This is a genomic window from Neptunomonas sp. CHC150, assembly GCF_030397555.1.
Classification (GTDB): Bacteria; Pseudomonadota; Gammaproteobacteria; order Pseudomonadales; family Balneatricaceae; genus Neptunomonas; species Neptunomonas phycophila.
The window spans coordinates 114,806-128,470 of record NZ_JAPNXU010000009.1 but is presented as its reverse complement, the minus strand read 5'-3'; the positions used below and the strand labels follow the sequence as shown (position 1 = coordinate 128,470).

The following is a 13,665-nucleotide window of genomic DNA, read 5'->3' as shown; positions in this document are numbered from 1 at the left end:
TCCGCTTAGTATGTACGAACTTTTGGTGGGAAAGCAGGAACAGTCTTAGGCGCGAAGTTTACAGCGCGCTTGCCAACTGTTTTATCAATCGGGAAGTAAACCGAATGACATAACCAGTTCTCATCATCACGTTCAGTAAAGTCGTTGCGCGCATGCGCACCACGAGACTCTTTGCGAACTTCAGCAGCAACAGCCGTTGCTTCTGCAACTTCCATCAAGTTTTCAAGTTCCAATGCTTCAATACGAGCGGTATTGAAAGACTGGCTCTTATCTTCAAGATGCAAGTTGTTAATTTTTTCGCGAATACCTTTAAGCAACTCCAAACCTTTCTGCATGCTTTCACCATCGCGGAATACGCCAAAGTAAAGCTGCATAGTAGCTTGTAGCTCTTTACGAACATCAGCAACACGCTCACCACCAGTGGACGAATTAAGACGATTTAGACGCGCCATTGCACGTTCAATATCCGCCTCAGTTGCGTCTTTCACTTGGTAACCTTCACGCATTTGCTTCTCGATTTGGATACCGGCTGCACGACCAAATACGACTAAGTCAAGCAACGAGTTACCACCTAAGCGGTTAGCACCGTGAACAGAAACACACGCTACCTCACCACACGCAAATAAACCTTCAACAATGGTATCGTTACCATCTTTATCCGGTGCGATTGCTTGGCCGCCAACGTTAGTAGCCACACCACCCATCATGTAATGACAAGTCGGCACAACAGGAACAGGTTCTTTTACTGGATCTGCATGCGCGAAGGTTTTAGACAACTCACAAATACCTGGCAGACGAGAATGCAGAACTTCTTCACCCAAGTGATCCAATTTTAAGTACACATGGTCACCGTCAGGGCCACAACCACGACCTTCAAGGATCTCAAGGATCATAGAACGAGCTACAACATCACGTCCTGCAAGGTCTTTCGCGTTTGGAGCATAACGCTCCATGAAACGCTCGCCGTCTTTATTGATGAGGTAACCACCTTCACCACGACAACCTTCTGTTACCAACGTACCAGCTCCGTAAATACCCGTTGGGTGGAACTGCCACATTTCCATATCTTGCGCAGGGATACCTGCACGCATGGCCATACCCATACCGTCACCGGTATTGATCAATGCGTTGGTTGTAGAAGAATAAATACGACCAGCACCACCGGTAGCCAAAACGGTTGCTTTAGCCTTGATGTAAACCGTCTCACCTGTCTCAATGCAAATTGCAACACAGCCAACGATCGCGCCGTCTTCATTCTTAACTAAATCGACCGCATACCATTCATTTAAGAAAGTGGTACCGGCTTTCATGTTTGCTTGATACAAAGTGTGTAATAACGCGTGACCTGTTCGGTCAGCAGCGGCACACGTACGTGCAGCCTGAGTTGGGTTATCAGGACCTTTAGATTGACCACCAAATGGACGCTGATATATACGGCCGATTTCTGTACGTGAAAAAGGCATACCCATATGGTCTAACTCAAATACAGCCTGAGGACCTACAGAACACATGTACTCGATAGCGTCTTGGTCACCGATGTAATCAGAACCTTTAACAGTATCGTACATGTGCCAACGCCAATCATCATTTGGATCAGCACTAGCGATTGCACAAGTAATACCACCTTGCGCAGAAACCGTATGAGAACGGGTTGGAAATACTTTTGTTACACAAGCAGTTTTTAAGCCTGATTGCGCCAGTTGCAAAGCAGCACGCATACCTGCGCCGCCCCCACCAACAACAATTGCGTCAAAAGTTAGTGTGCGAAGACTACTCATCTTTTATACACCCCACAGAATCTGAATACCCCAAACGACGTAAATAAACGCCAACAAACCACAAACAGACTGAACAACGAAGCGTAGGCCAGTAGGTTTAATATAGTCAGTTGTAACTGACCACAAACCAATCCAGGCATGAGCTACCATTGATAACATCGCTAGCAGGGTAAAGATACGCATTGAAGTACAATCGAATAGTGTCTTCCACTGTGCATAATCCATATCAGAATTAAACAGCAGATATCCAATCATAAAGACGGTATAAGCCAATAACACTACGGCCGTTACACGCTGGACCATCCAGTCGTATAAACCGCTACGGCCAAAGCTTGTAATACTAGTTACCATACCCAAACCCCCGCAAGTAATACGCCTGCTACGCCTAACGCCAGCGTAACTTTTGCTGCCATAGCACCACTTTCTATTTCCTCTAAATGTCCCGCATCCATAATAAGATGCTTAACACCAGCAAACATGTGGTATAGCAATGCAGAGATAAGTCCCCATGTGATTAGTTTCGCAAAGAAACTTTCTTCGAACATGGTAGTAGCTTCATTAAAGCCAGCTTCAGATTCGAGTGACAGCCCTAATGCGTAGATCATAAATATTGCGCCAAAGAAAAGGACAATACCTGTGATACGGTGCAAAATGGATGTAATCGCTGGAAGCGGCTGCTTGATTGTACGCAGATCTAAATTTACAGGTCTTTTTTTGTTCACGGCTCTAGTTCACACTTTTGCTGCCCATTTTGGACAAGGTTGCTCGGAAGTGTTCAGAGTTGTTTCTCAGAAGAAAATATGCGCATAACTCTTCAAACGCATATTCGGGTCGAAAGTATAGACAGTTCATATTGAGAATACAACGCACTGCAACGTACTCTCATGCTAATGTCTACTGCACTAACATTCTATGAAAACACCCGATATACAACTAATAGCCTATACAACACTTGACCTTTTATGCGTAAAAATCACTAATCCTTTGCTGCAATGCAGAAAAAGTGCATTGTGTCCAGATTGACAATTTCCGTTCAATCTCTATATTGGGCGAATCCCTCTTGGATCAAGACTCACTTAATGACCTATTAAAAAGTAGAGTCAGAAAAATACAAACATAATGATAGGAGCCTCTCCTGATGGCTGATAAGAAAGCGCGTTTAACCGTCGACGGTCTTGAAGAAGTTATTGAATTACCCGTGTATTCCGGTACTGAAGGACCCGATGTTATAGACGTTCGCCCACTCACAAGCAGTGGTTTATTTACTTATGACCCGGGGTTCGTTTCCACAGCGGCATGTGAATCAAAAATCACCTATATCGACGGTGCTAACGGTATTCTTTTGCATGGCGGTTACCCTATTGAGCAGCTTGCTGAGCATTCTGATTACTTAGAAGTATGCTACCTGTTACTCAATGGTGAGTTACCTACGCCTGAGCAAAAAGAAACGTTCATCAGTACCATTAAGAACCACACAATGGTTCATGAGCAGATGCGTAACTTCTTTAACGGTTTCCGTCGTGATGCTCACCCGATGGCAATCATGGTTGGTGTAGTTGGAGCATTGTCAGCCTTCTATCACGACTCTTTGGACATCAACGATGCCCACCATCGCGAAGTATGCGCGTACCGCTTAATCGCAAAAATGCCGACCATTGCTGCAATGTGTTATAAATACAGCATTGGCCAGCCGTTCATGTACCCTAAAAATGGTCTGGACTACGCTGAAAACTTCTTGCAAATGATGTTTGGTAACCCTTGTGAAGAGTATGTAGCTAACCCGACTATCGCAAAAGCGATGGACCGTATCTTCTTGTTGCATGCTGACCACGAACAGAACGCATCAACATCAACAGTACGTCTTGCAGGCTCATCTGGCGCTAACCCATTCGCATGTATCTCATCTGGTATCGCTGCATTATGGGGACCTGCCCACGGTGGAGCAAACGAAGCCGTATTGACTATGCTGGAAGAAATAGGCGACGAGTCGAATATCGATGAATTTATCTTACGTGCGAAAGATCCAGATGATAACTTCCGTCTGATGGGCTTTGGTCACCGCGTCTACCGCAACTTTGACCCACGCGCTAAGGTAATGAAACAGACATGTGATGAGGTTTTAGCTGAGCTCAACATTAGCGATCCTCTGCTAAAAATAGCTAAGCGCCTAGAACAAATTGCTCTAGAAGATGAGTACTTTGTTAAACGTAAGCTGTACCCGAATGTCGACTTCTATTCAGGTATCATCCTAAAAGCGATTGGCATCCCAACTAACATGTTCACGGTGATTTTCGCTCTGTCTCGTACTATCGGCTGGATCTCCCATTGGAGCGAGTTCCACAGCAGCCCGAACAAAATTGGCCGTCCTCGCCAACTGTATACTGGCTCTAAAAAACGTGACTACCCAGCTAAATAATTAATTTAGCCTGCAAAAAAAAACCCGCCTTGAGTGCGGGTTTTTTATATCCTTTTTCTTATATTAAAAACGTAAAGTTTCATCTAAAAAGATCAAAAAAATAATCATAGGATGGCTTTATCCCCAATTCGGCTGCCCTTTCCCCTTCCGTCCAACCTAATTTTGCCCTTCAGGCGAGAGCCAATTAATCTCTATAGCGGTAGCAGAGCCTATTACAGCATGCGATAACGATGGAGGTATTAACGCAATAGAGGGCGATATTTGAACCCTACCGCCCATAATTTCTGCTTCGGATTGTGGAAAAAGCGGCTCTTTTGTTGGTTCAGCGTAACCGTCCGGCCATATGGGCCAGTTAGTTTTAGGATCATATTTATCAGAAGCCCCCACGGTATGGAGTAACTCGTGTGCAGCAATTAAGTTGTTTTGCCCTTGTTGTTCGGAATCTGCAAACGCGTTAACCAAACCAATAAGCCCTTTTTGTAACCCTAATGAGTGACGTAATACGGGTTGATTATCCGGTGAAAAAAACCGCATATAAATCCGCACATCAGGGGCTGGCCCATGCCAGTTGTCTTTGCTCCACGACCAAAAACGCATCTGCAAACTCCATAAAATATTATCCAGTATGCTTGGTTTTATAGGAGGTTCAGGCGGCTGTGCGTGCAGCTCATCAGATAGAAAAACGCGAACAGGCTTATCAAGCCCAAGGCGATAACGCTTAGCTTCGCGATCAAAAAAAGCTTCAATATCATTAAACGTATCTTGGTTTAAGCTGGCAATATACTGATCCGTTAACGAAGTGCCATCGGCATTAATCGGGTAAACAACCACCCAAAGCGATTCGTGCCAATCGGTGGTACGTATTTTAGATAAATACGCATTCAAGCCCACGAACACTAACACCGTTAATAAAACAACTATCCGTAGCGCCTTCACAACAAATTACTCACCTCTTGTGCTATCGTTTTAAGCCTTGCCTTATGCACATCAACACACCCAACTCATACGCACCTTCTAAAGCTTCATACACGGGTTGCAACGCACGGCCAAACTGCTCTTGGCAGTCTTGAATCACTTGCTCAATCGATATAATTTGTGCTGAAGGTAGGTCTACCACTTCTTCCACCGACAACTCGCCGCGACCGATACCCATGGCTAAATGGTTATAAATCACTTTGGTCGATAGCTTTTGCATGCGTGCAACTTGATCTATTGTCATGCCACTTTTAAACAAAACCACAGATTCTTGTGCTTGCTCATCGGCTGATGGTTTATCATTAGCTTGGTCTGCGATAGCCTCCAGAAACGCATCGCCATAAAGAGATAACTTACGCTCGCCGACACCGCTGATACGCTGTAACTGCTGATGAGTGGACGGGCGATTCATCACCATCTCCATCAAAGTAGCATCATGAAAAATCACATAAGGCGGCACGTCTTGATTATCGGCTAATTGCTTGCGTAAACGCTTAAGCGCTTCCCATAACTGGTAATCATCTGAGCTAAGTTGGCTTTGAGGCACACGGCTTTTACTTTGCCCTGTATTGGCCGGTTTAATATCTTCACGCAGCATCAGAGAGGCTTCACCTTTAAGGATAGGCCTACACATATCCGCTAAATGCAATACACCGTACCCATCGGGATCAACTCGCAGCAATCCCCTGCCCACCAGCTGCCGAAAAACTGAGCGCCATTGAGCCTTATTCAAGGATTTACCAATCCCCCAAGTGGATACTTTGTCATGACCTTCAGACACAACCTTATCTGTACGCTTCCCCATGAGCACATCGACTACATGATTAACACCAAAGCGCTGACCCGTTCGATAAACGGCCGATAACGCTTGGCGCGCCGCTTCCGTACCATCCCACTGCGCCACAGGCTCCAAACATGTATCACAATTGCCACAAGGCTCGTGATCATCTTCACCAAAGTAACTTAATAACACCTGCCGTCGGCACGTTGTGATTTCACAAAACCCTAACATGGCTTCTAATTTTTGCCGCTCGACTTGCTTGAATTGCTCAGGCGCTTGCGAGCCTTCTAACATTTGCCGTAAAAAAATCACGTCTTGAAGGCCATAGACCATCCAAGCGTTTGCTGGCAAACCATCACGGCCTGCACGCCCCGTTTCTTGATAATACGCTTCAATGCTTCGAGGAAGGTCCAAGTGCGCAACAAAACGCACATTAGGTTTATCAATCCCCATACCAAACGCTACCGTGGCCACCATAATCACCGACTCTTCCGTTAAAAAGCGGTGCTGATTATGTTGGCGCAGCTCATTACTGAGCCCTGCATGATAAGGCAATGCATTAAAGCCCTGATCCGCCAACCAAGCCGATGTTTCTTCTACACGCTTACGTGACAAACAATACACAACACCCGCATCACGAGAGTGCTCAGTCTTAATAAACTGCAGCAATTGTTCACGAGCACGATTTTTCTGAGCGATACGATAGCGAATATTAGGACGGTCAAAGCCCTGCACATAAATATGCGCATCTACCAACCCAAGACGTGATACGATCTCTTGCTGCGTACGAGGATCAGCGGTAGCCGTAAGGGCAATACGCGGCACACCAGGGAAAGAAGCCCCCAACGCTGCTAACTTTAAGTACTCTGGCCTAAAATCATGACCCCATTGCGATACGCAGTGCGCTTCGTCAATGGCAAATAATGAAATCTCAGCCTGCTGTAACAATGCGAGGGTACGTGGCTGCATTAAACGCTCAGGAGCGATGTAAAGCACGTCTAACTGGCCATTAATTAGCGCCTGTTCAACTTCCGCTTGGATAACTGAGTCTAAAGAGGAATTAAGGCAAGCCGAACGAATCCCAAGCTGAGATAAGGCGGCCACCTGATCTTGCATCAAGGCAATCAAAGGCGAGACAACAATGCCAGTGCCTGAGCGTAGTAAAGACGGCAACTGATAACAGAGGGATTTCCCGCCACCCGTCGGCATGATTACCAACACATCTTGCCCACCCAAAACAGAATGAATAACATCGCCTTGGGGTGCACGAAACTGATCGTATCCGAATACTTCTTTTAAAACATGGAGCGCTTGATTAGTCATGCGCAAATTATCCGCAAAGCAGACGGCACTGTCATCTCAAATTAACACTGACGTTGATTAAATCTCAGAGTAGAATAGCCAGCACTCACCGATCATAGGAACAAAACATGTTTAATGCGAATAACAATCCACTGACAGATGATGAACTCGACCTTTTAGAAACTTTCATTTTCTCGGAGTCAGTATCAGAAGACTCGCTAGACCTGATCGGCATTCATGGATTTCTCAGTGCAATTAGCATCTGTCCTGAGCCGGTCCCAACCGAAGAATGGCAAGAGGCTATTTTCGACGGCGAACCTAACTGGTCCGAGCCGGGCCAAAAAGACGCTATTAGTGCGTTACTGGTTCGCTGGAAAAACGAAATACACAATAGTCTTTACAGCGATACCGAACTTGAAATGCCTTGCGACCTCACGTTAGAAAGCGATGGCGACGAAGAGGCTGAACTCGAAATTTGGGCACAAGCCTTTATGGAGGGTGTTTTCCTTAGAGAAGACGCTTGGTTCAACGAAGACAAAGAGGAAGTCACTGCAGAACTTATGCTTCCAATTATGGTGGCTTCTAACCTGTTTGATGAGCCTGAGTTTACCGAAATCCGTAATAACAAACGCCTAGCGAATCAAATGGCTAACGAAATCCCTGACATATTGGTAGACCTATACTTAGCCTTCCACGCGCCAGAGAAGTAACCTTTTCGGGTGACGATGCAGCACTAACGGATAGCCGTCTCACTGGCGGCTATTTATTCACCTCTATACGTTCTCTCACACAACGCCAAATCGCAGAAAAGCATATAAAACCCCTTATTTATAACCTTTAGTATAATACTCAGATCTAATCGATATTAGCCCTGCTAGTGTTAACCCGTATAATGCCGCCACTTAATTCGTAGATCCGCTATGCGCCACGACTCCTATCGAGTGTAACCGTATAACGATATCTAGCTTTCTTACTTATGCGCTTAGACTCCAAAAGAGCAAAGCCTTAAATCCATAGACTCTGTTTCTGCAATCCAGGAGCCCAACATGAGAGCCAACCCGCTCGCATTACTACCCTTATTACTGTTTTTAGCTCTGTTCATCGGTAGTGGTGTCTACTATCAAGCCGCAAACGTCGATTTCGCGTTTTACCAAATCTCAGCGCCCGTCGCCATCTTGCCTGCTATTGTTCTTGCTCTAGCCTTAGGGTCAGGTGCACTGAATAAGCGCCTAGAGACTTTTATTAATGGGGTTGGCGACAACACAATTATTACAATGTGCTTAATTTATTTACTCGCTGGGGCATTTGCGAGCGTCGCAAAAGCAGCTGGCGGTGTAGACGCCACGGTAAACTTTGGCCTAAGCATCATCCCATCTCAGTTTGTTCTACCGGGTTTATTTATCATAACCGCCTTTGTAGCAACAGCCATGGGAACGTCAATGGGAACAATTGGAGCGATTGCTCCTATTGCTTTAGGCCTTAGCGAAGCGAGTGACCTGTCACTGCCTCTATGTATAGGTGCTGTGGTAGGTGGCGCTATGTTTGGCGACAACCTGTCCATCATTTCTGATACAACCATTGCGGCAACCCGCTCCCAAGGTTGTGCTATGCGCGATAAGTTCCGTATGAACTTCTTGATCGCCCTACCTGCGGCCATCCTCACATTGCTTTGGCTATATATTCAAGGCGCTGATGCGACCATCACACAAGCGACTGACTATGACTTTATGAAAGTCATCCCTTATATTGCAGTTCTTGTATTAGCGATATCAGGGTTGAATGTCCTGTTAGTTCTCTTTACGGGGATCATCTTAGCCGGTGCTGTCGCTTTGCTGAGCGTGGCAGATTATTCAATTGCCCAGTATTCTAAAGATATCTATGCTGGGTATACCGGAATGCAAGAGATCTTAATCTTGTCTTTATTGATCGGTGGTCTAGGTGCCCTGATGAAAGCGCAAGGTGGACTTGAATTTTTAGCTCAACAAATCCAACGCTTTACTAACAAGCGAGGTAATGAGCCTCATACTCGTGCCGGTGAAGCGGCAATTAGTGTCGCCGTGGCACTAACAAATGTGTGCACAGCAAACAACACCGTTGCCATCATTATTTCGGGAGGGCTTGCTAAAGACATCGCAGACAGGCAGCACGTTGACCCCCGCCGCAGCGCCTGCTTATTAGATATATTCTCGTGTGTTGTGCAAGGCTTGCTACCCTACGGTGCGCAAGTATTACTGGCGGGTTCAATTGCTGGCTTATCACCCTTACTGATTATCGGTAATATCCATTACAGCTGGCTGCTTGGTTTAGTCGCTATTGGGACTATAATTTTCAGAAAGCACCCTCACGCGCAATAAGTGCTGGGGCTTCCAAGTGAGCTTAGTCGGTGTACTAAGCTCACAACATCCTCACCCTCATCTCACACCCGCTCCCTACCTATAACAACCTCCTTCGTTTAATTCTTAATCTCATTAAGCTTGTTTACATGATCAATATCATGTTGGCTCAATGCGCTTCGCGGTATTCTTAACTAAGCAGCACACCTACACGTTCTGATTCTTTTTTCTTTTAGGGAAAGGTAAGACATGAGTACCAGCCTCAAAAAAGCTCTAATTCTTTTACTCTTCGCACTAGCCGTCATCGGTGGTGTATTAATATGGAACAACATCAACCAACCCGAGCTACCATCAGGGTATGCTTCCGGTAACGGCAGAATTGAGGCGGTACAAGTGGATGTATCGAGTAAAATTGCTGGCCGCGTTGAGCATGTCATCGCCCAAGAAGGTGAACTAGTCCAACAAGGCGATACACTCGCAACAATAGATACGGCACAGCTAAAAGCTCAACTTTTACGTGCTAAAGCAGAGGTCGCTAGTGCTGAAAGCCAAGTTGCTTCAGCGCAAGCCTCCATTGCGCAAGCAAAAGCAAAACTCACACTCGCGCAGCAAGAGTTATCCCGCTCACGAGAGCTGACTAAAAAAGGGTTTGCTAGCAAAGAATCAAATGACACTCTCATTAGCCAAGTGGCCGTCGCTAATGCCGACGTTAAAGCGGCTCAAGCCGCTCTTGTTTCTAGGGAACGCAACGTCGATGCCGCACTCGCTAGCCAAACTGAAATCCAAACTCAGATCGATGATGCCGTTCTAAGTGCTCCCAGTATTGGCCGTGTTCTTTACCGGTTAGCGGAACCTGGAGAAGTCATAGGTAGCGGTGGAAAGGTGATGACGTTAGTTAATTTATCTGATGTGTACATGGAGCTCTACTTGCCTTCATCACAAGTCAATCGCGTTGCTATTGGAGCACAAGCCAGAATAAAGCTGGATATTTTAGAGGCAGCAATACCTGCCACAGTCAGTTTTGTCTCCCCCGAATCACAGTTCACCCCCAAAGAAGTGGAAACCGCTAGTGAGCGCGATAAGTTGATGTTTCGTGTCAAGGTTCGTGTCCCTCAAACACTCGTCTTAAAGCATATAAACCAAGTGAAGACAGGTATTCGCGGGGTTGCCTACGTTCAGTTAACGCCACTACCCGGCGAGGAAATCGGCCCATGGCCAGAGTTCCTCCAAACGCTGGCTCAATAGCGCCGAGCCAAAAAGTAACTCACTAAAACACATACTCCTACGGGTATTTACACTATGCACAAAATGACAACGACAGCCCCCTTACCGCCTCCCGTTGTTCGCATACAAAACGTGACCCATCAATACCAGCAGAGTAAAGCCATCGATCAAATCTCTTTAGATATTCCATCAGGTTTAATGATCGGTTTATTGGGCCCTGACGGTGTTGGCAAGTCGACTTTAATGGGTCTTATTGCTGGCGCTCGTAAACTGCAACAAGGATCGCTAAACGTTTTAGAAGGCGACATGTCTTCGGCTATACATCGTCAATCAATAGGCCCACGTATCGCCTACATGCCACAAGGCTTAGGCAAGAACCTATATGCAGAGCTAAGCGTAGAGGAAAACCTAGACTTTTTTGGGAAGCTATTCGGCTTGGCGGCCTCAGAACGTAAAACCCGTATTCATCGGTTAACACAGGCGACCGGCTTATCGCCCTTTTTATCCAGACCCGCCGGCAAGTTATCTGGCGGCATGAAACAAAAACTAGGTCTATGCTGCTCGCTTATACACGACCCAGATCTACTTATTCTCGACGAGCCAACAACAGGCGTAGACCCGCTTTCAAGGCGACAGTTTTGGGAGCTGATCACCTCCATTAGAAATGAACGCCCCACCATGAGTGTACTCGTATCCACTGCCTATATGGATGAGGCCGAAGGTTTCGACTGGCTGGTTGCCATGAATAATGGGCGCGTTCTAGCCACAGGCTCCGCACAGGCTCTAAAAGAAAAAACCAATACTCAAGACCTTGAGTCAGCCTTTATAAAGCTGTTACCACACAACCAGTCAGGAGAAGCCACAAAATTATCGATTCCAGCACTCCAAAAAACTGATGATACCCCAGCCATTGTAGCGAAAGGACTAACCCGCACCTTTGGCGATTTCACTGCCGTCAATAATGTCAGCTTTGATATACAAGCGGGGGAAATTTTTGGTTTTTTAGGTTCAAATGGTTGCGGCAAAACCACCACCATGAAAATGCTAACAGGCCTTTTACCTGCATCGAAAGGCGAAGCGTATTTGTTTGGAAAGCCACTAGACGCCAATGACCTAGAAACTCGCAACCGTGTTGGTTTTATGACACAGGCTTTTTCTTTATACGGTGAACTCACTACAGCACAAAACTTAACCTTACACGCTCGCTTATTTCATCTATCACCGGAAAAATCAAAACAGCGCATATCTCTGTTAGTTGAACGCTTTGGCTTAACTGAACACATGCATGCGTTAGCCTCATCCCTGCCATTGGGCATACGGCAGCGTTTATCGTTGGCCGTGGCCGTCCTTCATGAACCTGAAATTCTCATCCTAGACGAGCCTACGTCTGGAGTAGACCCGGTTGCCCGAGACGAATTTTGGAGCCTTCTAATAGAGCTTTCAAGAAAGGACAAAGTCACCATTTTCATCTCAACACACTTTATGAACGAGGCCTTACGATGTGATCGCATATCATTGATGCACGCTGGCCAAGTATTGGCATGTGATAGCCCTCAAGCATTAACACATGCAAAGCAAGCGAAAACTTTAGAGCAGGCCTTTATTGCGTATTTAGAAGAAGCCATAGAGTCTACACATAATAAAGAACACACAAAGACCACACTTCCTTCAGAGCCTATCCAAACACCTCCACCCACAGCTGAAAAGCACCGGCATCACCCCCAGAACTTTAGCTTTAGCAGGCTAATCGCTTTTAGTTATCGTGAATCGGTAGAAGTCATTCGAGACCCCATACGCTTAGTTTTTGCTTTTATTGGCAGTGCCTTTCTCCTCATCGTGGTTGCTTACGGCGTATCACTTGATGTGGAAGACCTAGCCTATGCGGCTTATGACCAAGATCAAACCCCTGAAAGCCGCCGCTATCTCAGCAACTTTAGTGGTTCTCGATATTTTGTTGAAAAAGCGCCACTGCAAAGCGTAGATGCCATGGAGCGGCAACTACAATCAAATGAAATTACATTAGCGATCGAGATCCCCTCTGGTTTTGGGCGAGACTTAAAAAAAGGAGAAACACCCAGCGTATCGGCTTGGATAGATGGAGCCAATACGACGCGAGCGGGCACCATAGCGGGTTACGTTTCAGGCGGACACACACACTATCTTTACGAGCTTGCAACTGACGCTGGCATCGATGCCTCAGCTAACGCAAGCGTTACTATCGAATCGAGGTATCGCTACAACCCCTCATTTGAAACGATTTATTCGATAGGCCCTAAAACGCCCGCACTTTTATTACTATTGTTCCCCGCAATTTTAATGGCTGTGAGTATGGCTCGCGAAAAAGAGATTGGCACTATCACTAACTTCTACGTGACGCCTACTCGTCGTTTAGAGTTTTTGATCGGTAAACAACTACCCTATATAGCCATTGGCATGATCAACTTTGCGATTTTAACGGTATTGGTTATTTTCTTACTGGGTGTCCCTCTCAAGGGCAGCCTACTAGGGTTATCGTTGGGGGCGTTTTTCTACGCCTTTGCTGCCACCGGTTTTGGGCTACTTATTTCTTCACTCACAGCTTCGCAAGTTGCCGCCGTATTTGCTACAGCCATTTTAACCATGATGCCAACCATTAACTTTTCAGGTTTGATACAGCCAACATCCACCATGGAAGGCGCAGGTAAAATAGTGGGGGCGCTCTGGCCAGCTACCTATTACATGCACCTTAGCGTAGCGGCTTTTACAAAAGGCTTAAGCCTGAATTCCCTACTGCCCGACATCATTAAGCTCGCCTTATTTGGGCCTATATTCATTGCGATAGCAGCCACTGTTTTAAAGAAGCAAGAGGCGTAAATA

At 46.1% G+C, this 13,665-nt stretch carries 10 protein-coding genes; 5 read left to right on the top strand and 5 right to left on the bottom strand.

Annotated elements, in window-relative coordinates; genetic code table 11:
* Nucleotides 1–5: 5 nt before the first annotated feature.
* The 3 genes from sdhA to sdhC are packed head-to-tail and all read right to left on the bottom strand — an operon-like array spanning nucleotide 6 to nucleotide 2,500.
* Entirely contained in the window at nucleotides 6–1,778 is a 1,773-nt protein-coding gene (gene sdhA, locus OW491_RS11420) for a succinate dehydrogenase flavoprotein subunit (RefSeq protein ID WP_075171993.1), read from the bottom strand.
* 3 nt (nucleotides 1,779–1,781) lie between these two features.
* Nucleotides 1,782–2,129, bottom strand: a complete 348-nt coding sequence (sdhD, locus tag OW491_RS11415; protein ID WP_178968617.1) for a succinate dehydrogenase, hydrophobic membrane anchor protein — start codon at nucleotides 2,127–2,129, stop codon at nucleotides 1,782–1,784.
* Complete coding sequence (gene sdhC / locus OW491_RS11410; protein ID WP_075171991.1) at nucleotides 2,123–2,500, bottom strand: succinate dehydrogenase, cytochrome b556 subunit; 378 nt, start codon at nucleotides 2,498–2,500, stop codon at nucleotides 2,123–2,125. Before sdhC ends, sdhD begins: the two co-directional genes overlap by 7 nt.
* Nucleotides 2,501–2,916: 416 nt before the next feature.
* On the opposite strand from sdhC, the gene gltA reads away from it, so the two are divergent.
* Nucleotides 2,917–4,194, top strand: a complete 1,278-nt coding sequence (gene gltA / locus OW491_RS11405; RefSeq protein WP_075171990.1) for a citrate synthase — start codon at nucleotides 2,917–2,919, stop codon at nucleotides 4,192–4,194.
* Nucleotides 4,195–4,350: 156 nt separating this feature from the next.
* Here gltA and OW491_RS11400 read toward each other — a convergent pair whose 3' ends face one another.
* Nucleotides 4,351–5,130, bottom strand: coding sequence for a hypothetical protein (locus OW491_RS11400; protein WP_290036075.1), 780 nt, complete (start codon nucleotides 5,128–5,130; stop codon nucleotides 4,351–4,353).
* A 22-nt stretch (nucleotides 5,131–5,152) separates the two neighbouring features.
* The gene (recQ, locus tag OW491_RS11395) at nucleotides 5,153–7,273 is read right to left on the bottom strand and encodes a DNA helicase RecQ (RefSeq protein WP_290036073.1); all 2,121 of its coding nucleotides are present in this window, start codon (nucleotides 7,271–7,273) and stop codon (nucleotides 5,153–5,155) included.
* A gap of 107 nt (nucleotides 7,274–7,380) precedes the next feature.
* On the opposite strand from recQ, the gene OW491_RS11390 reads away from it, so the two are divergent.
* From OW491_RS11390 to rbbA, 4 genes are all read left to right on the top strand, one after another.
* Nucleotides 7,381–7,962 (top strand): YecA family protein, encoded by a 582-nt coding sequence (locus tag OW491_RS11390; RefSeq protein WP_075171987.1) that lies wholly within the window; start codon nucleotides 7,381–7,383, stop codon nucleotides 7,960–7,962.
* A gap of 336 nt (nucleotides 7,963–8,298) precedes the next feature.
* Complete coding sequence (locus OW491_RS11385; RefSeq protein ID WP_290036071.1) at nucleotides 8,299–9,606, top strand: Na+/H+ antiporter NhaC family protein; 1,308 nt, start codon at nucleotides 8,299–8,301, stop codon at nucleotides 9,604–9,606.
* Nucleotides 9,607–9,834: 228 nt separating this feature from the next.
* Nucleotides 9,835–10,830, top strand: coding sequence for an HlyD family efflux transporter periplasmic adaptor subunit (locus OW491_RS11380; protein ID WP_290036070.1), 996 nt, complete (start codon nucleotides 9,835–9,837; stop codon nucleotides 10,828–10,830).
* Between the two features lie 54 nt (nucleotides 10,831–10,884).
* Nucleotides 10,885–13,662, top strand: a complete 2,778-nt coding sequence (gene rbbA / locus OW491_RS11375; protein WP_354669562.1) for a ribosome-associated ATPase/putative transporter RbbA — start codon at nucleotides 10,885–10,887, stop codon at nucleotides 13,660–13,662.
* Nucleotides 13,663–13,665 lie beyond the last annotated feature (3 nt).

Bases quoted from the DNA above. Each gene is read 5' to 3' on its own strand.
- sdhA (WP_075171993.1), bottom strand. From the start codon at position 1,778: ATGAGTAGTCTTCGCACACTAACTTTTGACGCAATTGTTGTTGGTGGG.
- sdhD (WP_178968617.1), bottom strand. From the start codon at position 2,129: ATGGTAACTAGTATTACAAGCTTTGGCCGTAGCGGTTTATACGACTGG.
- gltA (WP_075171990.1), top strand. From the start codon at position 2,917: ATGGCTGATAAGAAAGCGCGTTTAACCGTCGACGGTCTTGAAGAAGTT.
- recQ (WP_290036073.1), bottom strand. From the start codon at position 7,273: ATGACTAATCAAGCGCTCCATGTTTTAAAAGAAGTATTCGGATACGAT.
- OW491_RS11390 (WP_075171987.1), top strand. From the start codon at position 7,381: ATGTTTAATGCGAATAACAATCCACTGACAGATGATGAACTCGACCTT.
- OW491_RS11385 (WP_290036071.1), top strand. From the start codon at position 8,299: ATGAGAGCCAACCCGCTCGCATTACTACCCTTATTACTGTTTTTAGCT.
- OW491_RS11380 (WP_290036070.1), top strand. From the start codon at position 9,835: ATGAGTACCAGCCTCAAAAAAGCTCTAATTCTTTTACTCTTCGCACTA.
- rbbA (WP_354669562.1), top strand. From the start codon at position 10,885: ATGCACAAAATGACAACGACAGCCCCCTTACCGCCTCCCGTTGTTCGC.